A 24,357-nucleotide genomic window follows, 5' to 3' on the forward strand; every position below is an offset into this window, starting at 1 on the left:
AAGACTCAGTGCCGGACGTTGGGTTGTGCGCGAACGGGTTGCAGCCGGCAGGAGTTTAGCGTGTCGCCCGGCTGGTTGAGTTCGCCGCAAGCCCCTTGGGCAAACGCTTGCCGAGACGGCGTGGGCGAAGGGCTGTGTTCAGCGCTCGGTGGCCGGCGTGCCGGTGATCTGGGTCATCCAGGCGAACAGTTGATCGAGGTCGTAGTCGCCGCTGTGGGGGATGCCCCAGGGCAGCGCGAGGTCGACATCCAGCCCTTTGTTTTGCAGGGCGAGCGCCAGCATGGCGGGAATCGCGAACGAAGTGTCGCGGTCGCTCGCGCCGTGGCGGATTCGCCAGTGCTTGGCTGGCGTGGCGCCGGGGGCGCCCAGGTAGCTCATCGGGTTCATCATGCGCACCGTCTGCGCATCGGCACGTATTGAGCCGGCGACGCGGCTGTGCGCGAACGAGAAGTCGGTGAAATGGCGTGCCTTGACCTGTTCGGTGCCGAAGAGGTCGTTCTCGCCGCTGCCGAGGTCCACCGCGTCGAACGCCGGCGGCGGTTTCTGGCGAGCCATGCCGCGTACGTAGGCGGCGAAGTCGATGTCACGCACCTTGGCGTCTTCCAACTTCACACCGGGCGCCGAGCCGACTGGCTGGCCGGCGGCCTGGGCCTGCTGGGCCGATGCAGTCAGCAGCTGCTTCACGTAGTCCTTGAATGTGCCGTTGCCGTCGGCATCGAGCGTCAGCGCGCGCCCGTCGGGGCCGCGTAGCGCGAGGCTGTTGAGGTACGTCGGGAACCGCGTCTTCAATGCACTGGAGAGCGTCACCTGGTCCGGCGTGAGGGTGCCAGCGACTTCCTTGCGCTCGACCTTGAAGTCGAGCATGGCGATCGAGATGGCCTTGTAGTCATTCACGCCCTGGAACTGCCATTCGTAGGCGGCGTCGGCGTGTTCGAGATTTGTGATCGGGCAGTAGGCCGAGACGGCGAAGATGTCGTCGCGTGCCGGGGCGGCGCCCAGTGCGCGCAGGGCGGCGTCGTAGTCGGCGCTGTTGCCGCTGGCGCCCAGCAGGGCGGACAGTGCGCCGCCAGCGCTGGTGCCGTTGGAGATGATGCGCTCGGCGCTGCCGGGCATGCGGGCGTCGTTGAAGCGCAGGTAGCGCACCGCCGCCTTCAGATCGACGATGGCGGCCGGGGCCTTTCCGGTATAGCGCCCGTCGGCGCCCTGGCTGGTGCGGCCTCGTGCGCCGGGGGCGGCCACGACATAGCCACGCAGCAGGGCTTCGGCGATGGTGTTCGGGCGGTTGGGCGGGCCGGGCATTTTGGCGCCGTCGAGCGACCCCGGTGGCGCGGGCATGTATCCGCCGACCTGATTGGGCAGGAAGATCGGCGCGGTGTCGGCCGTGAAGTCGCCGATCCGTTCGCCCCGGAAGTAGGCGTCCGGCACGTAGATGTTCATCGCCTGTAGGCTCGCGTCGACCGGCTTGGCGACGTAGACGATGTTCTCGTAGGCGCGCACGACGATGCGCTGGCCGCGCAGTTCGACTTCCCGCTTCACGTAGTGATCGGCATCGAATACCAGGTCCGATGCGGCGGGGGCCGCGTGGGCGGCATTGAGACTGATTGCGCCAGCGGTGGCGGCAGTGGTGAGCAGACTCCGTAGGCTCATGGGGTACTCCAACGCGTGGCCGGTAAGGGAACAGCCAATGCTCTCAGAATGCCGGCTGGCTGGCCACGGCGCGTCACACCTTGCAATGAGTGTGTGGCGCGAACCGCCTGATGAGGCACGGGGCGCGCGGACTGACTCGGAGATCAGACCCGATCGCGCACGATCAGGTAGGCGCCAGCGACGAGCAGCGCCGCGCCCATGAGCGAGGGCAGGCCGAGCCGCGAAAGGGGGCTTTCGGCCTTCAGGGCGTCGGCGGCGAGGCCGGCGAGCAGCTGGCTTGCAACCAGCACCGAGATCGTCGCGGCGGCGCCGACCTTCTGGTAGCCCATGATGCCGGCGAACACGAAGTAGGAGCCGAGCAGGCCCGGCAGCAGCCACCACCACCGTGCAGCGCCGAGCGCTTCGGTGATGCCGGCGACGCCGTTGCGCGCGAGCAGGGTGCTGACCAGCAGCACCAGCCCGACCGCCGAGTTCGCGACCAGCGTGATGACGATGGTGGACACCGACTGCGTGATCCGCACCATCAGCAGGTTCTGGATCACCAGTGCGGCGCCCGCGGCGGCGAGCATGGCGAGGGTGAGGGAGACGTTCATTGTCGTCGGCCGGCTGCGCGTTCAGCCATCCACCGGCTGCGCGGGCGTGTCGAGCAGCAGCTGGTAGAAGGCCAAATCCAGCCAGCGGCCGAACTTGAAGCCGACCTCCGGCAGGGTGCCGACATGCTTGAAGCCGAGCCGCTGGTGCAGCGCGATGCTCCCTGCGTTGGAGGCGTCGATGCCGCCGATCATCGCGTGCACGCCGTTGCGCCGTGCGGCGGCGATCAGCGCCTGCATCAGCTCCGGCCCGAGGCCCTTGCCGCGGTGATCCTTATGCACATACACCGAGTGCTCGACGCTGTACTTGTAGGCCGGCCAGGCGCGGAAGGTGCCGTAGCTGCCGAAGGCGAGCAGGCGGCCATCCGCATCCTCGATACCCAGCACCGGAAAGCCGCCTTTTCGCTTGGTCTCGAACCAGGTGACCATGCTTTCGGGCGGGCGGGGCGTGTAGTCGTACAGCGCGGTCGAGTTGACGATGGCCTCGTTGAAAATCGCGAGGATCGCGTCGGCGTGGCGCTCCAACGTGCAATCGATCAGGGTGTGCGTACTCATGATGTGGATCTCGTCGCGGGTGTCGGCTGTGGGGCGCTGGTGCTCAGCGCCAGCAGATAGCGGGCGTCTTGCTTACCCGGGTTGTGGAATACGACGCGGTCGCCCAGCGTCATCGCGAGGCAGTCGCCGGCTTCGAGTTGCCAGTGTTGATCGCCCGCGGTGATCGCCATCACGCCTTCGAGCAGCCAGAGCTGCTGGTGGATCGTGATGCTGCGTGTCGGGTTGTCGAAACTGACCCGTTGGCCGGCCGGAAAGCGCAGCTCCACCAGCTCGATCGGCGAAGGCCAGCCGGCGGGTGAGAGCTGCCGGCGCACATAGCCGGAGCCGGGGTCGGTCCACACCGGCTGATCCGCCTGCCGCGCAATCGGCTGCGGTGCGGGCGAGGGCGCGTCGGGTGCGAGCAGCGTCGGCAGCGATACGCTCAACGCATCGGCCAGCTTGTTCAGCACGGCGGCGGTGGGGCTGGTTTCCTGCCGCTCGATCAGGGAAATCATCGAGCGGCTCACGCCACTCAGTTCGGCGAGCTGATCCAGCGTGAAGCCGCGCGCCTTGCGCAGGGCGCGGACGCGGGCGGAAAGGGCGGCGTCGAAATCCATGGTTCCAGTATATTGGAACCCGGCTCCATTTGGACCGCGCAGCGTTGTAGGCGGGGTTCAGGCGGTGGAATCGCCAACCGGTGGGTGCTCGCCTCGCACTGGTTGGTAGACCACATCGAAGCGTTCGCAGGCGACCCGCATGTCAGGCGAGAAGTGACGGCCCGCCTGCGCGCACTCGCGTTCGAAGTAGGCGCGGTGGCTTTCCTGCCAGTACGCGAGCGAGCCGTCACCTTCGCCTTCCGCCGCAGCGAAGTCGGCCGTCACCGCATCGAAGCGCACGACCTCGACTGTGCGCGTTTCGATGACGCAGAGCGGGTCGCCGGCCGCGTTGGTGACGATGCTCAGATCCCCCGGGCGGGGCACACGGCAGCCCTCCGCTTCGTAGGCCCACATGGCGCCCGTGGTGGCGCGCTTGGTGCCGCGCAGTACCAGCTCCGCCAGTTCGTCGATCAACTCGGCGCTGTCGCCGAAGGTGCAGACGTCGTAGAACTGCGCGTCGCTGACGCCGTTGCGGGCGCGCTTGAATGCCTCCCAGAACGGGCGAAGGGAGTCGGGAATCGTCATTCGCTGTTCTCCTGCGGCAATCGGTCGTCAGCGCGGACGGCACCCCGTGCGACCTCGTTCAGGGCACCGCTGCTTGCACTGCGCGGCGAGTCAAGAAGGGAAGCCGGTCGCGCAGCCGCAGGAAAGGTCGCTCCACCGCGTAGTGCAGCGCCGCGCCGGCAGCGAGGGCCGTTGCGCCGTACACCGCGAACGCGAGCAGCCCGTGACCGGCGAGTGCGTCGCCCCAGTGAGCCTGCACGACATGGTAGATCGCCTTGTGGACGAGGTAGAGGCTGTAGGAGATCGCGGCGAGCCAGCCTGCGCCGGGCACCTGCCAGCGGCCGATGAGGCTGTCGCGCCCCGCGCCGGCGAACACCAGCAGGCCGAGGCTGGCCGAGAGCACCGGCCAGCCGAGGCTGTTGCCGAGCAGGCCGATGCGGTCGCGGAACAGCCAGCACGCCAGCGCGACCAGGGCAATGCCGGCCAGCGTCGCAGCGTTGGCATGGCGCCGGGCGTGGGCCCAGTGCTGCGGCCGGAAGCACTTCCACACCGCCAGTGCGACGCCACAGAGCAGGCCGTCGAGCCGGTTCCAGGTGGGGTAGTAGAGATCTTCGATGAACCAGTTGCGCAGGAAGTTCGGGTCCAGCGCGGTGTGGTGCAGCCAGATGCCGGCGCGTAGCGCGATGCCGCCCAGCACCAGCGCTGCGCACAGTGCGCCGAACTTCCACGCCGCGGGCCGGCGCATCAGCAATACCGCGAGCACCGGGAATAGCCAGTAGAAGTGCTCTTCGACGCACAGCGACCAGGCATGCGAGAAGGCTGCGTTCGCGCTGTAGTCGATGCTCAGGTTGGTGAGGAAGGCGACGAACTTCCAGGCCGGCTCCATGCCCGGCGCTTCGCGGAAGCCGGGCCAGGCGAGGTAGATCGCTAGCACCGCCCAGTAGGCGGGCAGGATGCGGAACGCGCGGCGCAGATAGAAATCCGCGAACGAGAGCCGTTCGCCGCGCGCCAGCGGCTGCAGCACCTGTGTGCCGATCAGGAATCCGCTTAGCACGAAGAACAGATCGACGCCCATCCAGCCGTAGCGCGAGAGCCATTCCCAGTCCGGCCCGAGGCCGCCGAGCAGGAAGGAGTGGAACAGCATCACCCAGACGATGGCGATGCTGCGCAGCAAGTCGAGGCCCGGCAGCCGGCCGGTGTGGTTCTGCATGAGCGGGCCTACGCTGCGGTCGCGAATGACATGTAGCGCACCGAAAACGGCAGATGCGCGAAGTGCTTTTGCTCGCCGGCCACGAAGCCCTGCTTGGCGTACCAGCGCTGCAGTTCCGCGTGTTCGCCGATCACGCCGATGCTCACTGTAGCGATGCCGTCGGCGCGAGCGAGCGCAAGCACATGTTGAACCAGCCGCTCGCCTAGCCCCTGCCGGCGATGGCCGGGCAGCACCGAGAGGCGGTTCAGGTAGGCCACGGATGGATTCGGCACTTCATAGGCCACGCAGCCCACCGGCTCGCCTTCGACGTCGGCGACGAAGTAGCGCTCGCCGCGTGCGAAGTCGGCGCTGACCCAGGCTGCGGTGCAGAACGATGGATGCTTCGGGCAGTTGTCGGCGTTCAAACCGAAGCGGGTGACGACGTCCTTGTTCGACTCGCTGATCAGCTTAGCGAGCGTGGCGTTGTCTTCGGGCTGGGCTTCCCTGATTTGCATGGCGGGTTTGTTCGGGGGAAAGGTTGGGGTGCAGGGCTTGAAGCGGCCCTCGTTCATCGCGGCAGATTCTGCTTGAAGAAGTCGACGATTGCCGCGTTGATGCGTGGCACTTCGTGCGGGCGATCGAAGTCCGGCGGATCGGCAACCAACGAACCAGCGGCCGCTGCCGCGTCCGGTAGGGGACTTAGCAGCGCGCCATGGCCGCCGGTGGGCAGATCCAGCAGGCGGCTGCAGCGCGGGCAGTGCTGCAGCACCTGCTCGCTGTGGTAGCGCGGATTCAGCCAGCGATCGCGCTGCGCGGAGATGATGCCTACCGGCACGGAAATCTCGCGCAGGCTCTGCGGATCGAAGTGCGCCGCGAACGGCACGTCAACCACTGCCGCAGCCACTCGTGGGTCGCGGCCACCGTAGGCTTGGGCATCGTCCAGTTTCCATGCGAGCACCGTGCCGACGACCCAGCGTTTCAGTCCGTCAAACGCACCGCCGTCAAGCGACATGGCGGGGCCGGCGCAGGCATGGAAATCTTCCGTGATGTGGCGCTCGCAGTGCGCCTTCAGCCGCGCGGGCGACCAGCGTCCGCCGACAAGCGACAAGGCGGTGAGGCCGCCGGCCGACATGCCGTAGACGCCGACATGCGCAAAATCCAGCGTCCGCGCGAATCGGGCGTCGGTCGCGACGCGGTCGATTGCGGCGGAAACCTCTTGAGGTCGACGCTTCCAGCTCTCAAGGCCAACGGCGCTGCCATCGCGCGGGTTGTCACCGGCATGTTCCGGCAGCACCACGACGTAGCCGGCTTCGACCAGCGCACGCGCCAGGTCGAAATACACCCATACCGGCGCGGGCGAGCCATGCGAGATGGCGATCAACTTGCCATTGCCCGTGTCGGGTGGCCCATCGACGGCGGCCTGAAGATGGAAACCGGCGCGTTCAAGCGCGTGCGCCTCAGTACGGCTTGGGTAGAGCAGCGTGAGCGGCCCGCTGGCGGACGTTGCCGGTAGCTCGGACAGGCCGACGGCAGCCAAGGTCACACTTGGCAGCATGAGTGCGCCCGCGCAAAGCAGGGCGAACACGGTTCTCATGGTTGATCGGTCAGGCCGTGGCGCTGTCGTGGGCTAAACGGTCCAGCCGTCGTTCCAACGGTAGAGGTTCTGGCCGGTGCCAAGCGTATAGCTGGCGGCTTGCTTGTCCGTGATACTCGACGGGAGCTCGCACGCGAGGCAGAAGCTGGGGCGCATGTAGCGGTAGGCGCTGTGCGTGTTGCACGCTTCCCAGACGGCGTATTGCGCCAGCCCGTCGACGCGGATGCCCAGCACGTCGCGCGCCGCGGTGAGGCAGAAGTCCCAGTAGCAATCGGCGGCGCCGGGTTGCGCGCTCATCCACCAGTCGCATACCTGCTCAAGCGCTTTGTCCGCGGCGGCATCGTTCTTGAAGACAGCGGTGGCCAGTGCGTGCACCCAGGCATCGACATGGCCACGCATGAGTTCGGTCAGCACCGAGTTGCCGAAGTCGTCCTTCATCGAATCCTTGATGGCGTTCGCCATATCTTGCAGCGGCGCGTGGTCGCAGGTCCGGCTAATGGTGGTGTAGGTCGGGCGATCCAAGGCTTCGGCGATCAGCGGGTCGACGCGGGCGTAGCTTGCGCTAAGCGTGCGGTCACAGGCATTGATGCGTGTGTCAGCCACGGGGTCGGGCGCGGCATTCGCCAGCACCTCGCCGAGGGTGCCGATAACTTCACGGACCAGCGGGCGGTATTGGGCGTCGCAGGCGATCGTATCGGCAGCCGGAAGCGGCAATACGCTGGCGGCCCCACCGGGCAGGTCCTCCAGAATGAAGCGCGCGAGCGTACCGGCGACGGCCATCACGCCGGGGCTGGATGCGGCTACGACGGCTGGTTCGCGCAGTCCGGCCTGCGCATAGAGCTGGCGGACGAGTGGTTCGATCACGGCCCGCTCAAGCGGTTTGGTGCGCGCAGCGCGTTCCGCCCACAGGCGGTGGTGTTGCGCGAGTTGTTGGCGTTCGACCTCGGTCAGTCCGCCGGTTGCGCTGCTGGGCGATCGGGTCTTTTCCATGTTCTCGGGGGGCTCGGTATTGATGGAGTCAGGGGTCGATTCTATGCGCGGCGGCGCTGCCTTCTTGTTACGCCGCGGCGAACCTACCGTGCCCGTTTGCTCTGTTTGGCGGAACGATTCAGTGCCACGGCCTCGCGGATCAGCGCCTTGAAGGCATCGGCATCAATCGACTCACCTTCCGCGATGTCGATCGCGCGGCGCGCGTTGCCGTCTAGGCTTGAGTTGAATAGACCCGACGGGTCGGGCAGGGCGGCCCCCTTGGTGAAGGTGAGTTTGACCTTCGCCTTGTAGGTTTCGCCGGTGCACAGGATGCCGTCGTGCTCCCAGACCGGTGTGCCCATCCACTTCATGGCTTCGACGACCTCGGGGTCGGCTTCCTTGATCAGTGCGCGAATCCTGGCGAGCGTTTCGGCGCGCCAATCGCCGAGCTCGGCGAGCTTGTGGTCGATCTGCTGCGAGGCCGAAGTGTTGTTTGGGGTGTCGGGCGTCGTCATGGGTGCTCCTCCGCGACTTGGGGGACGGTTGTGCCGCTCCGGTGCGGCTTCAGATGGTCTTGCTGAGCCGAACCATCGGGGTGCCGGTTACGTCGTTGGGGCCGCGTTCAGTGATGCGGTAGCCGTGGCGTTCGTAAAGGCGGATCAGCTTGCTGTTGGTGCTTGAGGTCCACGTTGCGAAGGCGTTCAGGTCGATTGTGGCAAACCACGCTTCGCCGGCTTCGAGCAAGGCGTTGGCGATGCCTTGGCGGCGATGCTCCGGCGCGACATAGCTGGTCGAGAACAGTCCGAACGCTTGGCCCGCTGCGTCGGTTTCGCGCCGCAGGATGGTGTGGCCCACGATGCCGTGCCCGCTGATCGATGCGACGAGTACCTTGGCGACGACATCGGTGCCGGTGACATGCCACAGGAGCCGTTCGCGTATCCATTCCCGCGAATGCAGCCGATCTGCGTTCTCCTCGCCCTCAACTTCTACAACCGTGGCGCGCATGCGCGCGGCGACAAGGTCGATTTCGTCGGTTGCGTTGGCATCGATCTCGCGGATCAGCATGTCGTCATCCTGGCTGGGTGGTGGTGGGGCGAGCAGCGCGTCGCGCGGGGCTTGGCGTGTCCGCGATGAGCGGAGGGTGCCGGTGCGGTGATTCTAGATCGCGCATGGCGCGCGGTGCAGCGTATTGGCGGCGCAGACGGCTGAGTGGGGATCGGGGCGGTTGGTGAATGTGCCCGCTTGACGAACGATCCGGCTTGATGGAATATAGATCGCACGCGATCGAATCGCATGAGACAACAAACGGAGAATCCCATGAAAGCACTTTACGAAGCCCATGCCTCAGCAACCGGCGGCCGCAATGGTCGAGTGACCACCGACGATGGCGTGATCGACCTGCAACTCGCGATGCCCAAGAGCCTCGGCGGTGCCGGCGGCGCTGCTGCCAACCCCGAGCAACTGTTCGCCTGCGGTTACGCCGCGTGTTTCGACAGCGCGCTGAACTTCGTCGCGATGGGGCAGAAGATCAAACTGACCGGCACCCGCGTCGACGCCACCGTGGGCATCGGCCAGAACGGCGCCGGCGGCTTCGCGCTGGCGGTGAAGCTCGAAGTGACGATTCCGGATGTGTCGCGCGACGTAGCCCAGGCCCTGCTGGAAAAGGCGCACGAGGTATGCCCGTACTCGAACGCGACGCGCGGCAACATCAACGTCGAACTGGTGCTGCGCTGAGGCGCGGCGGGAGCCCGGCATGAGCGAATTCCATGCGCTGAGCGCCCGTTCGTTGCGGGGGGAGGAGATCCCCCTGTCGCGCTACGAAGGCAAGGTGGTGCTGGTGGTCAATACCGCAAGCAAGTGTGGCCTCACGCCGCAGTACGAGGGGCTCGAAGCGCTGTACCGCAAGTACGCAAAAGACGGGCTTGTGGTGTTGGGCTTCCCTTGCAACCAGTTCGGCAACCAGGAGCCGGGCGACGCCAGCACCATCGAGGGCAGTTGCCTGATCAACTACGGCGTGAGCTTCCCGATCTTCGAGAAGATTGACGTGAAGGGCCCCAAAGCGCACCCGGTGTTCAAGTGGCTCACAGCGAAACTGCCTGGTTTGTTGGGCAGCAACGTGAAGTGGAACTTCACGAAGTTCCTCGTCGGGCGCGACGGTCAACCGCTGCGGCGCTTTGCGCCCACCGCGCAACCGGCGAAAATCGAGGGCGAGATCCGCACAGCCCTTGGAGTTTGAAATGACTGATGTGTCGCAGCCGCAGGCCCCGAATACCGACGACTACCTGCGGCTCGACCGTCAGCTCTGCTTTCCGCTCTACGCCGCATCGCGGCTTGTGACGCGGCTGTATCAGCCGCTGCTCGAACCGCTCGGGCTCACCTACCCGCAGTACATTGTGCTGATGATCCTGTGGGAAGACGCCCCCTGTACCGTGTCGCACATCGTCGAACGCGCGATGCTCAACACCAATACGCTAACCCCCTTGCTCAAGCGGCTCGAACAACTCGGCTATGTGCGTCGCACCCGCAGCACAGCGGACGAGCGCGTTGTGCAAATCAGCCTTACCGACGCTGGCGCCGAACTCAAGGGCCGATGCGGTTGCGTGCCGACTGCGATGTTCGAATCGCTGAATCTGCCGATCGAAAAGGGCATTGCGCTCAAGGGGCTGCTCGACGAACTGATCACCCACCTTAACAGTGTGCCCGCCGGCAGCGACACGAGAGCCGACTGAACGAACGGCCCGCACGCAGCGGGCGCTTTCACGGCGCGTTCAGCACCCGCAGGCGGCTTCTTGCCCGGCCAGTTGCGCCGCCTTGCGCAAAAGCTTTCCATCGCCCGCGCCGGACGACAGGTAGAGCCGTTCGTCGAAACCGCAGTTGTCATCCGGGATGCTGAGCACGAGATCCAGCATGCCGTCGCCGTCCAGGTCGCCCACCCAGTGGATGATCGGCGTGGTGTCGCCGCCGTAGTGGCTCTCCGACTCGACGCTGAACAGGAACTGCTTGGTCGTGCCGTCGCTGACGTGGTAGCGCTTGTAGCCCTCGGGCGTCTTGACCCAAGAAAGGGTGAGCGGCCGTGCGCCCCACGGCATCACCCATTTGCCCAGCTTCGCCAGCCGCAGCCCCGGTGACGACTCGGCACCGTCCGGGCTCGCCCAGTACCAGGACACGACTTTTCCCGCGTTCAGCGCCATGTCCGCAAACAGAACCAGCGGTGCGCCATCCGGGGTGAGCGCATCCAGCGCTTCGTCCTCGTCAAGCACGTTGCGCGCGCTCGCGGTCGTGATGCGAAGCTGGGTCGGTTTGAGCTCGCATCCCGACTTGTCGCAATAAAGCCCTTGCCACTTCGCCGCGCGCGGGAAGCTGCCTTGCGCGTACTGACGGCCAGTGTCGATGACAAGGCGCGGAAGCTTGCTGTCTGGCGTCTGCGACAAAGCGGGGGCTGCAATTGACGCGAACGCGATACCGATGACGGCTACGGCTGTGCCACGCATGCTTGCTCCTGGGCGGTGGGTGACGTGCTTTTGGGTTGAAGAAAGGCTCGCCGCGACTCGACTTTGGAGCCAGTTGAAGAGGCGTCCGGAGCACTGCGGCCACGCGGCGCTACTATCGCGCCCGGTCCAGCGCGACCCTGATCCCGAGCCCGACCAGTGCTGCTCCGGCCAACTGCTGAAAACGCTGGAACAGGCTTGGCCGTTCGATGATGAAGCTGCGCGCGCGGCCGCCCAGCGTCGCAGTGCAAAGGTTGACCGCTGTGCCCGAGACAATCGAGACAATACCTAGCAACGCCGCCTGAAGGCCGGGGTGGCCGCGGGCCGGGTCGACAAATTGCGGCAGGATCGCAAGGAAGAAGATCGCTATCTTCGGGTTCAGCAGGTTCGACACGGCGCCTTGTGCGAAGGGCGCGTTCCAGCGGCTTGGGCGCGGCTCGGCGGATACCGTGACGGGGCTGCGCAGCATCTGCCAGCCAATCCACACCAGATACATTGCCCCGAGCACCTTCACCGCCACAAAGGCCGTGGGCACGGCAGCGAGAAAAGCGCTCAGGCCGAGCGACGCTGCGGTGACGTGCACCAGCGCCGCGCAGGCGATGCCCAGGCAAACCTGCACTCCGGCACGCGTGCCGCGTGATACCGAGTTGGTCAGGATGCAAAGCACGTCCGGCCCCGGAATGAGCGCGAAGCTCATGTTGAGCAGTGTGAAGGCGATCAGGGTGGAGAGGCTGATCATGTGAAATCCTCTTTGCAGTTCAGTAACTTGGTTGCGCCGTTTTCCCGCTCAGGCTGGCGTTGGCCCGGTCGCCTTGAATGCATCGTGGAACACGACTTCGCCGCGAGGTGTTTGCCCCGTGAACGACAGCGCAAAGAACACCTCTGGCGGCACGCCCGCGAGCGCCAGTTCCGGCGGGTTGCTGAAACCGAATCGGCCGTAGTAAGCCGGGTGGCCCACCAGGCAGCAACCGCTTGCACCGATCGCTCGCAATCGCGCAAGCCCCTCGGAAATCAGTGCGGTGCCGATGCCCTGGCGCTGCAGATCTGGCGCCACCGACACCGGGCCGAGCCCGTACCAGCCAGCGCTGCCGTCGGACATCCGTACCGGCGAGAAGGCGATGTGGCCGACGATACGCCCGTCAATCTCCGCGACCAGCGACACCGTCAGCACCCCGGCGGCGCGCAGCGCATCAACGATGTAGTGCTCGGTGTGGCCGCTGATTTCCAGCGTCGCGAAAGCGGCAAGGGTGACTGCGGCAATCTGGGCTGCGTCCGCGCTTTGTTCGTCGCGGATCACGATGCTGGTCGTCATGGCGGTTCGGTATGGCAATGTATGGTTGTGGCGGATTCGAAATGGCGCGCGGCCCTGGCAATGCTTTGATTTCGCAACGCTCGCATCAGATTGCAGCTAGTTCACAATGCCAGGCGGTGCTGCGTGAGTGTTCGAGACCCGCGCGTCTCACGACTATTTTGAGAACGGCGTTGTGCACCATTGCTGCTCGCAGGGCACGCCGTCGTGATCACCGTCCATTTCTACGCCTGGGCAATGACGCAGGAAATATGTGGCCTCTGCGCACGAGGTCATCTGTGAGCAATGCGTGCGGCCGTCGCATGAGAATCGAGCCGACTGGCTTTCCGTTTGTGGCGTCGCGATCGCGTGCGCCGATCCCGCCTGACTTCTCGTTCCATAAACGTAGTAGCCGCCGACTGCAACGAGCAAGACCAACATCGCGCTGACCAAACTGCTGAAAGAGGATCGGGCCGCCGCTGGACGTTCGCGCCGTGGCGAATTTCGGCGCGACGGTCGCTCCAGATAGGCGATGTTCAACGATTTTTTCCTGCCCGCCGAATCTGCCGCGACTTCGAATGAAATGCGTTCCCCGACCGTCGGGCGCCCCCCACCTTTCGGGAACGCAGAAATGTGGGCGAACAACTCGCCGTCACCGATATCCGGCGTCACAAAACCAAAGCCCCGGTCATCGTTCCATTTCGTCAATGTGCCGTCGAATCTCATGATCGTGGGTGACGTCAGGTCTGGTTGCGAGCGTTGTAGGTTAGGGTGAGTTCGGCGAAACCGCCACGGCGGAGGCGGTTTACTTCGTTGATTACTCGGTTTCGCTAAGCTCAGTGAAACACACGCGCTACTCCACTAGACCAGACGATTCCGTTCGTGCCAACACAATCGGTCGCACACGCTCCTGGAATTCGACGAGCAGAAGTCTGCAGTAGACGCCGCTCATGGGTTCCAACTGCTCACACAGGTCTGCAATATCCGGGTTGCCGGCCAGGTGAGCCACGAGCGCCTTTGCGGTGCTGTCCACGCCCACGCGATAGCGATTGATCTTGAGCGAGTCAATCCAGTATTCCAGCGCGCTGAATGTCCCAAAGGGACACTCGTCCTCAGCGGGCCAGCACTTTGTGACCATTCCCTTCTTCGGCGGTGCGTATGTTTCAAAGAAGAAAGGCTCGACCCCGGGCGGCGGATGGTTGCAATAACGATCCACCCCGGCCCAGTCAGCGCAATCAGCCAGCACCGGCAAGACCGCATCGGCAAGGTAGGCGGCGAAAACGCCCTGACAGGCTTTGAGTTCGTCCACGGTCTGCAGACTCAGGCGGAAGTGATCTGTCTTCTCGAGCGCGGGCACCGGCACTTTTGCATAGTGCGCAAAGCTGCCCAGCCTTGCGCGCAGACCACTCTCCAGAAACGGATAGTCCAGATCCACTTTCTTGACGCGTGCCAACAACGCCTTGTAGGCCGGGCTGTCCCATACGTGCACATGCACGGTGAACTTGAAGGGCGCCTGCCAGCCCTCGCAGACCAGGCTGAGCACATGATTGAAATCCGGGTAGTGGCGCACAAAGGCGCGGCGCGCGGCATCCCAAGCAAAGTCGTGTTGGGCCATCATGGGCTGCAAGGCGTCGCGCATATGCGCCAGGATCTGCGCCGGGCCTTGCAAGGCTGCATCGTCCGGCATGGCCGCCGTATTGGATTGCGCCAAGGGCTCGGCCTCGGCAAAACGCAGCGCGGTGTCGGGGGTTGTGAGCAGCGCGACGGCACGGCCGAACAGCAAGTCGATGCCACGAACGCCGTCCACCACCGTGGCGAAGTCGCGATTGCGGGCCATGTAAGCGGCAAATGAGGCTGCCAGCGATGGAATGGATAAGGCGCCCGCGCGGCGGTCGATCAGGCTGCCATCGGGGCCATGCTGGTTGGTATGGCGGTCGATACGAAACCAATCTTGGCAATCGTCGAGCACCGGGAGCACCGCGTCCGCCAAGTAGGTCTTAAGTTGTTCCATGTTGGCACGCATGCGGGACTGCGTGCCGACTCCCCAGCGGTAACCTAAATCCTCGAACAGCGCCGGATCGGGTCGAGCTGCCTCGGGCAGTTTGGCATGCGCGGCGAACTGCTTCATGTCGCAGCGGTACACCGTTAAGGGGAATTTTTCCGTGTCCCACTCGCAGAGGTAATGCTCGAAGGCCGTCAAGGCGCTACTTGCCCAACTCGATCCGACCCGGCACAGGCCATCGCGGTAGTAGAAGCTGATCCACCAGTGCGTGTTCGGCTGACGAAACGCCTCATCCGCTGCGTTCCAGACGAAGCCGTATCGCGCCATCAGCGGTTGCAGTTGCGCCTGCGCATACGCAAGCACCTCGGCCTTGCTCGGCTCCGCATCCGCTTCCGGCGACGGGGCCGCGAAGTCGACCGGCGCTCGCCCCGGCAGGGTCAACAGCCTGCCATCGGCCAGAGCCGCCTCGGCGGCCTGCATGTCGAACACCACCAGGCCCAGCGCCAGTGCAGCCCGGCGCACCGCGGGGATCGCGACGGCCAGCAGTTCGTCGTTCAGCCCGAGTACCAAGACCGGCCGATCGCTGCGCCCTGTCGGCGGAGCTTCGGCCCAGATCGACACGGCGTCGTCGCCATCGGGGTCGTCGTGGCTAACTGGAAACTGTTCGTTCAGCCGGCGCGCCAGCTCAATGAACTTCGGGTTCTGCTGCGTGCGCTGCTCGCTGAGTTGCTCTTCCAGCTGGCTTGCCTCGAAGAGGGTCGTGGGCACGGCCAGGTCCAGCCGCTGCTCCCATATCTGCAATACGTAACTCATGGTCGAGCAATCACTCCGTGAAATATCCGGAAGCGGGATAGCGAGGCGAGTTTCACTATTGACCGACGCTCCTGCGGTCGAGGTATGGCTGCCTCGATTCTGACGTTTACCAGCCATGATATTGCCCCAAGCCCTGTCGGCTGCCTACGCCCTTGTTCACACCGAAATGACGCCAGGCAAAAAAAGACCCCGGACGAATCCGGGGTCACCGTAGCGCCTGGCGGGATGATGCCGGGCGGGAGGAAATGGGACGCGGGCGGTGTTCGCGGGGGTGCCGGCGTCCCGAGGGTTGCGCTGTGCGATCAGGCGGTGGCGAGTTGCCGTTTGCCGCCGTGCTCGAGGCCACGTTGCAGCAGGCAGAAGGCGCATAGCAGCACGCCGACGGCGATGCGGGTCCACCAGGAACTGAGCGTGCCGTCGAAGGTGATCAGCGACTGGATCACGCCGAGGATCAGCACGCCGACCAGCGAGCCGGCGACATAGCCGACGCCGCCGGTGAGCAGGGTGCCGCCGATCACCACCGCGGCGATCGCATCGAGCTCCATGCCCTGCGCATGCAGGCCGTAGCCGGAGAGCATGTAAAAGGTGACGACCACGCCGGCGAGCGCGGAGCATGTGCCGCTGAAGGTGTAGACGAGGATCTTGGTGCGGCCGACCGGCAAGCCCATCAGCACCGCGGAGCGCTCGTTGCCGCCGATCGCGTAAACCGTGCGACCGAAGCGGGTGTAGTGGGCGAGAAACACGCCGAGCGCGACCACAGCGAGTGCAATCACCACGTTGATCGAGATGAAGTTCTCGCCCCACAGCATGATCTTGTGGTGCGCGATGGCCATGTAGGCGGGGTCCGTGATCTCGATCGAATCGATGCTGATGACGTAGCACAGGCCACGTGCGAGGAACATGCCGCCGAGCGTGACGATGAAGGGCTGCAACTGGAAGAAGTGGATCAGGCAGCCCATCAGCGCACCGAAGCCCGCGCCGATCGCGAGGCACAGTGGCACCACGACATACACCGGCCAGTGGTGATGCTCGACGAGGCTCGCCGACACCATGGTGACCAGCGCGATGATCGAACCGACCGACAGATCGATGCCGCCGGTGAGGATCACCAGGCTCATGCCGATCGCGACCACGACGAGGAAGGCATTGTCGATCAGCAGGTTCAGGAACACCTGGCTGGAGAGGAAGCCGGTGTAGGCCACTGCGCCGTAGCCAAAGGTCAGCACGAACAAGAGGCTCGTGACCGCCAGCGGCAGCAGGGCGGGGTTGAAGAGACGGTTGCGGCTCATCAGCGGGGCTCCCGACGCAGGTGTTGCAGCAAGGTGGCGCGGAAGCTGTCGGACTGCATCAGGCAGACCGTGAGCACCACCACCGATTTGACGACCATGTTGATTTCCGGCGGCACGCCCAGTGAGTAGATCGCGTAGGTGAGGCTCTGGATGATCAGCGCACCGATCAGGCTGCCTGCAAGCGAGAAGCGCCCGCCAGCGAGCGAGGTGCCGCCGAGCGTGACGGCGAGGATCGCGTCCAGCTCCATCAGCAGGCCGGCGTTATTGCCGTCTGCGCTCTTCACGTTCGAAGCGACGATCAGCCCGGCGATCGCGGCACACAAACCGCAGAACGCGTACACCATGATCAGGATGCGGCGGGCGTTGAGGCCGGCAAAGCGCGCCGCCACCGGGTTGATGCCCACCGCTTCGATGAACAGGCCCAGCGCGGTGCGATGCACCAGCAGCAACATCAGCAGCGCCACCGCGGCCACGATGTAGAGCGCGACCGGCAGGCCGAACAGGAAGCCGTTGCCGATGATGAAGAAGGGCTCGTAGTACACCGTGATGATCTGGCCTTCGGTAATCAACTGCGCGACACCACGGCCCGCCACCATCAGGATCAGCGTGGCGACGATAGGCTGCATGCCGGCACCGGCGACCAGCGCGCCGTTCCACAGCCCGCACAGCAGGCCGGCGCCGAGTGCGATCAAGAGTGCCAGCGCCATCGGGGTCTGCGACACATACACCGGTGTGCCGTTCTGGATGATCAGCGTGCCCCCGATCAGGCTTGCGGCCACTGCACCGCAGATCGCAACCACCGCGCCGACCGAGATGTCGATGCCGCGTGTGGCGATCACCGGCGTCATGCCGATCGCGACCAGCATCAGCGGCGCTGCGCGGTTGAGGATGTCGATCAGTGCGCCGTAGAGGTGGCCGTTCTTCACCGTGATGCTGAAGAAGTTCGGGTTGAAGGCGCCGTTGATGATCAGCAGCAGCGCGAGCGTGGCGCAGGGCCAGAACAGCCGGCGGCGGGTCAGCCCTTGCAGCGGGGCCGGCAGTGCGAAGCGGGCGGGTTGAGGCATGGTCTCGGCTTTCATTGTTCGGCTCCGGCGATCAGGCGGAACACGTCGCGCTCTTGCGCGCCGGCCCCGTCGATTTCACCGACCTTGCGGCGGTCGCGCAGCACCGCAATGCGGTCGCTCACACGCAGCACCTCGGCCATCTCGGACGAAATGAACAGGATCGCAAGGCCTTTGCGGCACTGCGCCTTCACCATGTCCATGATCTCCAGCTTGGCCGCCACGTCAATGCCGCGTGTCGGTTCGTCGAGGATCAGCATCTTCGGTTCGGTGGCGAGCCAGCGCGCGAGCAGCGCCTTCTGCTGGTTGCCGCCAGAGAGTTGGCCGATCGGCTTTTCGGCGTCCGGTGTGCGCACACCGAGCTGCGCGATCAGGCGGTCGGCGATCTCGCGCTGCTTGCGCTTCGGGATGTAGCGGAAGATGCCGCGCCGCGCCTGCAGCGCGAGCACGATGTTCTCGCGGATCGACAGTTCGGCGACGATGCCCTCGGTCTTGCGGTCTTCCGGGCAGAAGCCGATGCCCGCGCGGATCGCATCGGCCGGGCTGCGGAACTGGCGCTTGGCGCCGCCGCAATCCACGCTGCCGGCGTCTGCACGGTCGATGCCGAACAGCAGGCGCGCGGTCTCGGTGCGGCCGGAGCCGAGCAGGCCACCGAGCCCCAGCACGCGGCCGGCGCGGAACTCCAGATCGAGCGGTTGCACCGCGCCACGCTTGCCGAGGCCGCGGGCGCTGAACAGCGGGGCGCCGGTGTCCTGCGCGGCGTGTTCGGCGCTGGCGTCTTCGGCGGGGCGCGCGAAGGCGCTTTCTTCAATCGCGCGGCCAACCATCTTTTCGATCAAGGCCATGCGCGGCAGTTCGGCCGCGAGGTATTCGCCGACGAATTCGCCGTTGCGCAGCACGGTGATGCGGTCGGAGATCGCGTAGGTCTGATCGAGGAAATGCGTGACGAAGAGGATCGCGATACCGCGCGCCTTGAGCCCGCGCAGCGTATCGAACAGCCGCGCGACTTCGTCTTCGTCGAGGCTGGATGTCGGTTCATCGAGCACCAGGATGCGTGCGTCGGTCGACAGCGCACGCGCAATCGCGACCATCTGCTGGATCGCGACCGGGTAGTGGCCAAGTGGCAGCGATACGTCGACATCGACGTTCAACGCCTTCAGGGCGGCCACAGCGTCCTGCTGCATGTGCTTCCAGTTCACCATGCCGTGGCGCATCGGGAAGCGGCCGATGTAGATGTTCTCCGCCACTGAGAGATTCGGGCAGAGGTTGATTTCCTGATACACGGTGCTGATGCCCAACTGCTGAGCGTGCCCGACGCACTCGGGGTGCACGACCTCGTTGCCGAGGCGGATCTCGCCGGCGTCCGGCGCTTCTACGCCGGTCAGCACCTTGATGAGCGTGGATTTGCCCGCGCCGTTCTGCCCCATGAGGGCATGCACTTCGCCGGGAAAAAGGCGCAGCGCGGCTTTCGAGAGCGCATGAACGCCCGGAAAGCGTTTGTCGATGCCCTGCATTTCGAGCACCGGCTGTAAAGCGTTGACGACCATGACCGTCCCTTGCTGGAAAGGATTCCGTCGCGGGGCCCCGGCGGGCCACTACCGCGGGGATGCCCCGCGGCGGAACCGGTTGCGCGTCAGCCGTCGCACCGGGCGAGCCCGGTGCGATCAGGCGGGGCTCAATACTTGCGGTTCGGGAATTCCTTGGCCGCGACTTCCATCGGGAACACGCCTTCCTTCGTCACAATGCGCTTGGGCAGTTGCTTCCCGGCAACCACGGCCTTTGCGGCTTCCATCAGCTGCGGGCCGAGCTGCGGGTTGCATTCAACCGTGACGTTGAGCTTGCCGGCAATCATCGCCTCAAACGCGCCCTTCACGGCGTCGATCGAGATGATGATGATGTCCTTACCCGGCTTGAGGCCAGCTTCTTCAATGGCCTGGATCGCGCCGATCGCCATGTCGTCGTTATGTGCGTAGAGCACGTTGATCTTCTTGCCCTCGGCCTTGAGGAAGGCTTCCATCACTTCCTTGCCCTTGGCGCGGGTGAAGTCGCCGGTTTGCGAGCGGATGATCTTGAAGCGCGGTTGGGCCTTGATCACTTCTTCGAAGCCGTTCTTGCGGTCGATCGCAGGGGCGGAGCCAACGGTGCCTTGCAGCTCGACGATGTTCACATCGCCCTGGCCCTTGTAGTTGTCGAGCAGCCATTTGCCTGCGCGGCGGCCTTCTTCAACAAAGTCCGAGCCAATGAAGGTGACGTACAGCGAATCGTCCTTCACGCTGACGGCGCGGTCGGTGAGGATCACCGGGATCTTCGCGGCCTTGGCTTCCTGCAGCACGGTTTCCCAGCCGCTCTCCACTACCGGCGAGAAGGCGATCACGTCGACCTTCTGCGCGATGTAGGAGCGGATCGCCTTGATCTGGTTCTCCTGTTTCTGCTGTGCATCGGAGAACTTGAGGTTGATGCCGGCTTCCTTGGCCGACTGCTTGATCGACTGCGTGTTGGCGGTGCGCCACTCGCTTTCTGCCCCCACCTGTGCAAAACCAAGCGTGATCTTCTTGTCCGCTGCCTGTACGCCGGCAGTTGCTGCGAGCAGCAAGCCACCCGCCAGCGTGAGGACACAACGTCTGCTGATGCTCATCTTCTTGTCTCCTTTGGTGTTTGGGGCCTTTTTGGCGGGGCTCCGACCGCGTGTGCCTGTGTTTCCTGCTCCGGTCTTGCGGCGCTCTTTGGCGCCTTGTGTGATTTGAAATGCGCAGCCGCTGGACGCGGCATTCAACCAGTCAATCTTCGGGTGACTTAGTGCTTTAAAGCATAGGCCAGCTCGTTCCACCGAATTTCGTTACGGAAGGCTTCGATGCGCGTGTCGCGGCCGATCTGCAGGAACTCGATGTCGAGCATGTCGGCGAAGATGCGCAGCGTGTCGGCATCCAGCGCCTGCGTGAATACGGCGTGGTGCGCGCCGCCCGCGTGGATCCACGCTTCGGCCGACACCGCGAGGCTCGGCAGTGCCTTCCACACCGCACGCGCGGTGGGCAGCTTGGGCAGATCGTGCGGCGGGTCGATGACATCGAGCTCGCTGACGATCAGGCGGAAGCGGTTGCCCATGTCGATCAGGCTCGCGTTCACCGCCGGGCCGGCCTTGGCGTTGAAAATGAGGCGCGCCGGGTCATCCTTCTTGCCGATCGACAGCGGCAGCACGTCGAGCTTTGGCTTCATGTCGCCGGCGATCGAGGGGCAGACCTCCAGCATGTGCGAGCCGACGACGAGGTCGCCCGACATCGCGAAATCGTAGGTGTAGTCCTCCATGAACGAGGCGCCGCCCGGCAGGCCTTCGCTCATGAACTTAAGCGTGTGCAGCAGCGCGGAGGTCTTCCAGTCGCCTTCGGCACCGAAGCCGTAACCCTGCTGCATCAAGCGCTGCACCGCGAGGCCTGGCAGCTGCACGAGGCCGTGCAGGTTCTCGAAGGTGGTGGTGAAAGCGCCGAACTTGCCGCGTTCGAGGAAGTTCTTGATGCCCAGCTCGATGCGCGCGGCTTCCAGCAGGTTGACGCGTTTCTCGCCGCCCGCGCGCACGTTGTCGGCCAGCGTGTAGCTCGTTTCGTATTCATCCACCAGCGCCTTCAGGGCGCTGTCTTCGACCGCCTCGATGTCTTTCACGAGGTCGCCCATGCCGTAGCCATCGACCGCGTAGCCGAACTTGATCTGCGCCTCGACCTTGTCGCCCTCGGTGACCGCCACGTCACGCATGTTGTCGCCGAAGCGCGCCACCTTGAGTTGGCGCATGTCGTGCACCGCTGCGGCCACGCGAATCCAGCGGCCCAGCTTGGCCTGCGCGGCAGGGTCTTGCCAGTGGCCGACCACCACCTCGTAGCTCTTGCGCATGCGTGCGCCGATGAAGCCGAACTCGCGGCCGCCGTGCGCGGTCTGGTTCAGGTTCATGAAGTTCATGTCCATCGTCGCCCAGGGCACCGATGCGTTGAATTGCGTGTGGAACTGCATCCACGGCTTGTTGAGCGCCTGAAGGCCGGCGATCCACATCTTGGCGGGCGAGAAGGTGTGCATCCAGGTAATCAGGCCGACGCAGTCCGGCGCGTTGTTCGCTTCACGGCAGACGGCGAGGATTTCTTCCGCGCTCTTCACGGTGGGCTTGAGCACGAGTTTGAGCGGCAGGCCGGCTTCGGCGTTGAGGCCGGCGACCAGCTTCGTGGCGTTGTCCGAAACCTGTTGCAGCGTCTTCGGGCCGTACAGGAACTGGCTGCCGACGACGAACCAGACTTCGAGTTGTTTGTAGCGTTCCACGGTATGTCCTTCCTTGGATGGATGCGTGCGTCAGCCCCGGCCCTGGCCGTAGTAGGCCTTGGCGCCGTGCTTGCGCAGGTAGTGTTTGTCGAGCAGGTAGTCGGCGATCGGCCCCTGCCGTGGATTCAGTGAGAGCGTCAGCAGCGCCATGCGCGCGACCTCTTCGAGCACCACCGCGTTATGCACCGCGTCATCCGCCGACTTGCCCCAGGCAAAGGGCGCGTGTTCGGACACGAGGATGCCGGGCATCGCGAGCGGGCTGCGTTCGCCCAGCGTCTCGATGATCACGCTGCCGGTGTTCAGCTCGTATTCGCTCTCGACCTCGGCGTTGCTGAGCGGCCGCGTGCAGGGGATCTCGCCATGGAAGTAGTCGGCATGCGTGGTGCCGAAGGCCGGTATCGGCTTGTGCGCCTGCGCCCATGCGGTGGCATGGGTGGAGTGCGTGTGCACGATGCCGCCGATTTCGGGATAACGCCGGTACAGGGCCAGATGCGTCGGCGTGTCGGACGACGGGCGCAGCTCGCCTTCGACCTTTTCGCCGCTCAAGCTCAGCACCACGATATCGCGGGTGGTCATGTGCTCATAGGCCACGCCGGAGGGCTTGATCGCAACCAGGCCGCGCTCGCGATCCACGCCGCTGACGTTGCCCCAGGTGAAGGTGACCAGGCCGTGGCGGGGCAGGGCGAGGTTGGCTTCGAGTACCGCTTCGCGGAGGGCGAGGGTCGACATCAGTGGATCTCCGCCGCGAAGAGCGGTTCGCCGACCTTGGCCCATTCGAGGTAGCGCTGGTACAGCGCGTCGAACTTGCCGGTGCGTGCTGCATCGGGCGTGAAGGTGCGTTCGATGCGGCTGGCCATCTTCTGCTGCGCGGCTTCCACCGTACCGTAGGTGCCGGCTGCGACGGCCGCGAAGATTGCGGCGCCCAGCGCACAGCATTGATCCGACGCAACCACGTCGATCGGTCGCTGCATCACATCGGCGCAGACCTGCATCACCGTCGGCGCCTTGCGCGCGATACCGCCCATCGCGAGCACGCTGTTCACGGCGACTTTCTGGTCGATGAAGCATTCCATGATCGCGCGGGCGCCGAAGGCTGTTGAGGCGATGAGGCCGCCGAACAATGCGGGCGCATCGGTGCCGAGGTTGATGTCGGTGATGACGCCCTTGAGGCGTTGATTCGCGAAGGGCGTGCGGCGGCCGTTGAACCAGTCCAGCACCACCGGCAGGTGATCCAGATCCTGCGAGGCGGCCCAGGCCTCGGCGAGCGCCGGGATCAACTGTGCCTGCGCCTCGGCCAGCGGACCGGCGAGCGACGGGTTGTGTTTGGCAGCGAATTCGAGCGGCCAGCCGAGCAGGCGCGCGTACCAGGCGTAGATGTCACCAAAGGCGGACTGGCCCGCTTCGAGGCCGATCTTGCCGGGCAGCACACTGCCATCGACCTGGCCGCAGATGCCGGCGATGGCGCGCTCGCCAATCGTGGCGGCGTCCGCCATCAGGATGTCGCAGGTAGAGGTGCCGATCACCTTGACCAGCGTGTGCGGGCCGGCACCGCCACCGACCGCACCCATGTGGCAGTCGAAGGCGCCGCCCGAGATGATCACCGTATCGGGCAGGTTGAGCTTCTCGGCCCACTCCGGGGTGATTCGGCCGACCGGGCGTTCCGCCGTCCAGGTGTCGGCAAACATCGGGTACTGCAGCGCTTCGAAGAGTTTCGGATCGAGCGCTTCGATGAAACCGCGTTCGGGCAGGCCACCCCATTCCGGGTGCCAAAGACTCTTGTGGCCGGCGGCGCAGCGGCCACGGCGAATGTCCTGCGGACGGGTGGTGCCCGAGAGCAGGGCAGGCACCCAGTCGGCCAGTTCAACCCAGCTTACCGCTGCGCGGCGTACGCGCTCGTCCGCCGCGGTGACATGCAGGATCTTGGCCCAGAACCATTCCGAGGAATACACACCGCCGATGTAGCGGGTGTAGTCACGGAACTGGCCGCTGCGCGCCAGCGCGTTGATCGCTTCGGCTTCGTCGATCGCGGTGTGGTCCTTCCACAGCACGAACATCGCATTCGGGTTGTCGGCGAAGTCCGGATGCAGCGCCAGCACATGGCCGGCTGCGTCCACCGGCGCCGGCGTTGAGCCGGTGGAATCCACACCGATGCCGACCACCGCGGCGCGTTGCTCGGCGCTGAGTTGGGCGACAACTTCGCGCACCGCTGCCTGCATCGACTCCATGTAATCAAGCGGGTGGTGGCGAAACTGGTTGCGCACCGGGTCGCAGAACTCGCCGCGCTTCCAGCGTGGATACCAGGCGACATGGGTGGCCAGCTCTGCGCCGTCGCCGCAGCGCACCGCCAGCGCACGCACTGAGTCACTGCCGAAATCGAGGCCAATCGCGATGGCGCTTGAAGGGCTTGCTTGCACGAATCGAATCTCCAGACAGCGGC

General features: G+C 65.2%; 26 protein-coding genes. 3 read left to right on the plus strand and 23 right to left on the minus strand.

Going from position 1 to position 24,357, the window contains the following annotated elements; translation table 11 throughout:
• Positions 1-138: 138 nt before the first annotated feature.
• From JY500_RS07875 to JY500_RS07925, 11 genes are all read right to left on the minus strand, one after another.
• Positions 139-1,647, minus strand: a complete 1,509-nt coding sequence (locus JY500_RS07875) for a subtype B tannase (protein WP_206255905.1) — start codon at positions 1,645-1,647, stop codon at positions 139-141.
• Between the two features lie 143 nt (positions 1,648-1,790).
• Entirely contained in the window at positions 1,791-2,240 is a 450-nt protein-coding gene (locus tag JY500_RS07880) for a DMT family transporter (protein ID WP_206255906.1), read from the minus strand.
• A gap of 21 nt (positions 2,241-2,261) precedes the next feature.
• On the minus strand, positions 2,262-2,792 hold the full coding sequence (locus tag JY500_RS07885) for a GNAT family N-acetyltransferase (RefSeq protein WP_206255908.1): 531 nt from the start codon (positions 2,790-2,792) through the stop codon (positions 2,262-2,264).
• On the minus strand, positions 2,789-3,388 hold the full coding sequence (locus JY500_RS07890) for a helix-turn-helix domain-containing protein (RefSeq protein ID WP_206255910.1): 600 nt from the start codon (positions 3,386-3,388) through the stop codon (positions 2,789-2,791). The genes JY500_RS07885 and JY500_RS07890 overlap by 4 nt, the downstream gene beginning before the upstream one ends.
• Positions 3,389-3,445: 57 nt before the next feature.
• Positions 3,446-3,952, minus strand: coding sequence for an ASCH domain-containing protein (locus tag JY500_RS07895; RefSeq protein WP_206255911.1), 507 nt, complete (start codon positions 3,950-3,952; stop codon positions 3,446-3,448).
• 58 nt (positions 3,953-4,010) lie between these two features.
• The gene (locus JY500_RS07900) at positions 4,011-5,141 is read right to left on the minus strand and encodes an acyltransferase family protein (RefSeq protein ID WP_206255913.1); all 1,131 of its coding nucleotides are present in this window, start codon (positions 5,139-5,141) and stop codon (positions 4,011-4,013) included.
• Between the two features lie 8 nt (positions 5,142-5,149).
• The gene (locus JY500_RS07905; protein ID WP_206255915.1) at positions 5,150-5,635 is read right to left on the minus strand and encodes a GNAT family N-acetyltransferase; all 486 of its coding nucleotides are present in this window, start codon (positions 5,633-5,635) and stop codon (positions 5,150-5,152) included.
• A gap of 53 nt (positions 5,636-5,688) precedes the next feature.
• Positions 5,689-6,714, minus strand: coding sequence for an alpha/beta hydrolase family protein (locus JY500_RS07910; protein WP_206255917.1), 1,026 nt, complete (start codon positions 6,712-6,714; stop codon positions 5,689-5,691).
• Positions 6,715-6,747: 33 nt separating this feature from the next.
• Positions 6,748-7,704, minus strand: coding sequence for a hypothetical protein (locus JY500_RS07915; protein WP_206255919.1), 957 nt, complete (start codon positions 7,702-7,704; stop codon positions 6,748-6,750).
• A gap of 83 nt (positions 7,705-7,787) precedes the next feature.
• Positions 7,788-8,198, minus strand: a complete 411-nt coding sequence (locus tag JY500_RS07920; protein ID WP_206255921.1) for a DUF1801 domain-containing protein — start codon at positions 8,196-8,198, stop codon at positions 7,788-7,790.
• A gap of 49 nt (positions 8,199-8,247) precedes the next feature.
• Positions 8,248-8,748 (minus strand): GNAT family N-acetyltransferase, encoded by a 501-nt coding sequence (locus JY500_RS07925; protein WP_206255922.1) that lies wholly within the window; start codon positions 8,746-8,748, stop codon positions 8,248-8,250.
• A 252-nt stretch (positions 8,749-9,000) separates the two neighbouring features.
• Between JY500_RS07925 and JY500_RS07930 the strand changes: the two genes are divergently transcribed.
• Genes JY500_RS07930 through JY500_RS07940 form a run of 3 tightly spaced genes read left to right on the plus strand, consistent with a single transcriptional unit; the run spans position 9,001 to position 10,412 of the window.
• Positions 9,001-9,417: an organic hydroperoxide resistance protein gene (locus tag JY500_RS07930; protein ID WP_172203118.1), complete on the plus strand. Its 417-nt coding sequence runs from the start codon at positions 9,001-9,003 to the stop codon at positions 9,415-9,417.
• Positions 9,418-9,436: 19 nt separating this feature from the next.
• Positions 9,437-9,919, plus strand: a complete 483-nt coding sequence (locus JY500_RS07935) for a glutathione peroxidase (RefSeq protein ID WP_206255924.1) — start codon at positions 9,437-9,439, stop codon at positions 9,917-9,919.
• Between the two features lies 1 nt (position 9,920).
• Positions 9,921-10,412, plus strand: a complete 492-nt coding sequence (locus tag JY500_RS07940; protein WP_206255926.1) for a MarR family winged helix-turn-helix transcriptional regulator — start codon at positions 9,921-9,923, stop codon at positions 10,410-10,412.
• 39 nt (positions 10,413-10,451) lie between these two features.
• On the opposite strand, the gene JY500_RS07945 is transcribed toward JY500_RS07940, so the two are convergent.
• The 12 genes from JY500_RS07945 to JY500_RS08000 form a co-directional block, all read right to left on the minus strand.
• Positions 10,452-11,174 (minus strand): hypothetical protein, encoded by a 723-nt coding sequence (locus JY500_RS07945; protein ID WP_206255928.1) that lies wholly within the window; start codon positions 11,172-11,174, stop codon positions 10,452-10,454.
• A 112-nt stretch (positions 11,175-11,286) separates the two neighbouring features.
• Positions 11,287-11,910 (minus strand): LysE family translocator, encoded by a 624-nt coding sequence (locus tag JY500_RS07950; protein ID WP_206255930.1) that lies wholly within the window; start codon positions 11,908-11,910, stop codon positions 11,287-11,289.
• 48 nt (positions 11,911-11,958) lie between these two features.
• On the minus strand, positions 11,959-12,483 hold the full coding sequence (locus JY500_RS07955) for a GNAT family N-acetyltransferase (protein ID WP_206255931.1): 525 nt from the start codon (positions 12,481-12,483) through the stop codon (positions 11,959-11,961).
• A gap of 153 nt (positions 12,484-12,636) precedes the next feature.
• On the minus strand, positions 12,637-13,185 hold the full coding sequence (locus tag JY500_RS07960) for an excalibur calcium-binding domain-containing protein (protein WP_206255933.1): 549 nt from the start codon (positions 13,183-13,185) through the stop codon (positions 12,637-12,639).
• Between the two features lie 127 nt (positions 13,186-13,312).
• Positions 13,313-15,274: a hypothetical protein gene (locus JY500_RS07965; RefSeq protein ID WP_206255935.1), complete on the minus strand. Its 1,962-nt coding sequence runs from the start codon at positions 15,272-15,274 to the stop codon at positions 13,313-13,315.
• Between the two features lie 302 nt (positions 15,275-15,576).
• Positions 15,577-16,563: a galactofuranose ABC transporter, permease protein YjfF gene (gene yjfF / locus JY500_RS07970; RefSeq protein ID WP_206255937.1), complete on the minus strand. Its 987-nt coding sequence runs from the start codon at positions 16,561-16,563 to the stop codon at positions 15,577-15,579.
• A complete protein-coding gene (locus JY500_RS07975; RefSeq protein ID WP_246479829.1) occupies positions 16,563-17,642 on the minus strand; it encodes an ABC transporter permease in 1,080 nt (359 codons plus the stop codon). The genes yjfF and JY500_RS07975 overlap by 1 nt, the downstream gene beginning before the upstream one ends.
• Positions 17,639-19,171 carry a sugar ABC transporter ATP-binding protein gene (locus JY500_RS07980; protein ID WP_206255939.1) on the minus strand — a complete coding sequence of 511 codons (1,533 nt, stop codon included), beginning with the start codon at positions 19,169-19,171 and terminating at the stop codon, positions 17,639-17,641. The genes JY500_RS07975 and JY500_RS07980 overlap by 4 nt, the downstream gene beginning before the upstream one ends.
• Before the next feature lie 128 nt (positions 19,172-19,299).
• Positions 19,300-20,259 (minus strand): ABC transporter substrate-binding protein, encoded by a 960-nt coding sequence (locus tag JY500_RS07985; RefSeq protein ID WP_172203109.1) that lies wholly within the window; start codon positions 20,257-20,259, stop codon positions 19,300-19,302.
• A gap of 158 nt (positions 20,260-20,417) precedes the next feature.
• The gene (gene araA / locus JY500_RS07990) at positions 20,418-21,920 is read right to left on the minus strand and encodes an L-arabinose isomerase (protein ID WP_206255940.1); all 1,503 of its coding nucleotides are present in this window, start codon (positions 21,918-21,920) and stop codon (positions 20,418-20,420) included.
• 30 nt (positions 21,921-21,950) lie between these two features.
• The gene (locus tag JY500_RS07995; RefSeq protein WP_206255942.1) at positions 21,951-22,649 is read right to left on the minus strand and encodes an L-ribulose-5-phosphate 4-epimerase; all 699 of its coding nucleotides are present in this window, start codon (positions 22,647-22,649) and stop codon (positions 21,951-21,953) included.
• Entirely contained in the window at positions 22,649-24,334 is a 1,686-nt protein-coding gene (locus JY500_RS08000; protein ID WP_246479831.1) for a ribulokinase, read from the minus strand. The genes JY500_RS07995 and JY500_RS08000 overlap by 1 nt, the downstream gene beginning before the upstream one ends.
• Between the last annotated feature and the right edge of the window lie 23 nt (positions 24,335-24,357).

The sequence above is a fragment of the Niveibacterium microcysteis genome (assembly GCF_017161445.1).
Lineage (GTDB): Bacteria > Pseudomonadota > Gammaproteobacteria > Burkholderiales > Rhodocyclaceae > Niveibacterium > Niveibacterium microcysteis.

Excerpts from the sequence above, each read along its gene's own strand:
- JY500_RS07875 (WP_206255905.1), bottom strand. The coding sequence starts at position 1,647 with ATGAGCCTACGGAGTCTGCTCACCACTGCCGCCACCGCTGGCGCAATC.
- JY500_RS07880 (WP_206255906.1), bottom strand. The coding sequence starts at position 2,240 with ATGAACGTCTCCCTCACCCTCGCCATGCTCGCCGCCGCGGGCGCCGCA.
- JY500_RS07885 (WP_206255908.1), bottom strand. The coding sequence starts at position 2,792 with ATGAGTACGCACACCCTGATCGATTGCACGTTGGAGCGCCACGCCGAC.
- JY500_RS07890 (WP_206255910.1), bottom strand. The coding sequence starts at position 3,388 with ATGGATTTCGACGCCGCCCTTTCCGCCCGCGTCCGCGCCCTGCGCAAG.
- JY500_RS07895 (WP_206255911.1), bottom strand. The coding sequence starts at position 3,952 with ATGACGATTCCCGACTCCCTTCGCCCGTTCTGGGAGGCATTCAAGCGC.
- JY500_RS07900 (WP_206255913.1), bottom strand. The coding sequence starts at position 5,141 with ATGCAGAACCACACCGGCCGGCTGCCGGGCCTCGACTTGCTGCGCAGC.
- JY500_RS07905 (WP_206255915.1), bottom strand. The coding sequence starts at position 5,635 with ATGCAAATCAGGGAAGCCCAGCCCGAAGACAACGCCACGCTCGCTAAG.
- JY500_RS07910 (WP_206255917.1), bottom strand. The coding sequence starts at position 6,714 with ATGAGAACCGTGTTCGCCCTGCTTTGCGCGGGCGCACTCATGCTGCCA.
- JY500_RS07915 (WP_206255919.1), bottom strand. The coding sequence starts at position 7,704 with ATGGAAAAGACCCGATCGCCCAGCAGCGCAACCGGCGGACTGACCGAG.
- JY500_RS07920 (WP_206255921.1), bottom strand. The coding sequence starts at position 8,198 with ATGACGACGCCCGACACCCCAAACAACACTTCGGCCTCGCAGCAGATC.
- JY500_RS07925 (WP_206255922.1), bottom strand. The coding sequence starts at position 8,748 with ATGCTGATCCGCGAGATCGATGCCAACGCAACCGACGAAATCGACCTT.
- JY500_RS07930 (WP_172203118.1), top strand. The coding sequence starts at position 9,001 with ATGAAAGCACTTTACGAAGCCCATGCCTCAGCAACCGGCGGCCGCAAT.
- JY500_RS07935 (WP_206255924.1), top strand. The coding sequence starts at position 9,437 with ATGAGCGAATTCCATGCGCTGAGCGCCCGTTCGTTGCGGGGGGAGGAG.
- JY500_RS07940 (WP_206255926.1), top strand. The coding sequence starts at position 9,921 with ATGACTGATGTGTCGCAGCCGCAGGCCCCGAATACCGACGACTACCTG.
- JY500_RS07945 (WP_206255928.1), bottom strand. The coding sequence starts at position 11,174 with ATGCGTGGCACAGCCGTAGCCGTCATCGGTATCGCGTTCGCGTCAATT.
- JY500_RS07950 (WP_206255930.1), bottom strand. The coding sequence starts at position 11,910 with ATGATCAGCCTCTCCACCCTGATCGCCTTCACACTGCTCAACATGAGC.
- JY500_RS07955 (WP_206255931.1), bottom strand. The coding sequence starts at position 12,483 with ATGACGACCAGCATCGTGATCCGCGACGAACAAAGCGCGGACGCAGCC.
- JY500_RS07960 (WP_206255933.1), bottom strand. The coding sequence starts at position 13,185 with ATGAGATTCGACGGCACATTGACGAAATGGAACGATGACCGGGGCTTT.
- JY500_RS07965 (WP_206255935.1), bottom strand. The coding sequence starts at position 15,274 with ATGAGTTACGTATTGCAGATATGGGAGCAGCGGCTGGACCTGGCCGTG.
- yjfF (WP_206255937.1), bottom strand. The coding sequence starts at position 16,563 with ATGAGCCGCAACCGTCTCTTCAACCCCGCCCTGCTGCCGCTGGCGGTC.
- JY500_RS07975 (WP_246479829.1), bottom strand. The coding sequence starts at position 17,642 with ATGAAAGCCGAGACCATGCCTCAACCCGCCCGCTTCGCACTGCCGGCC.
- JY500_RS07980 (WP_206255939.1), bottom strand. The coding sequence starts at position 19,171 with ATGGTCGTCAACGCTTTACAGCCGGTGCTCGAAATGCAGGGCATCGAC.
- JY500_RS07985 (WP_172203109.1), bottom strand. The coding sequence starts at position 20,259 with ATGAGCATCAGCAGACGTTGTGTCCTCACGCTGGCGGGTGGCTTGCTG.
- JY500_RS07995 (WP_206255942.1), bottom strand. The coding sequence starts at position 22,649 with ATGTCGACCCTCGCCCTCCGCGAAGCGGTACTCGAAGCCAACCTCGCC.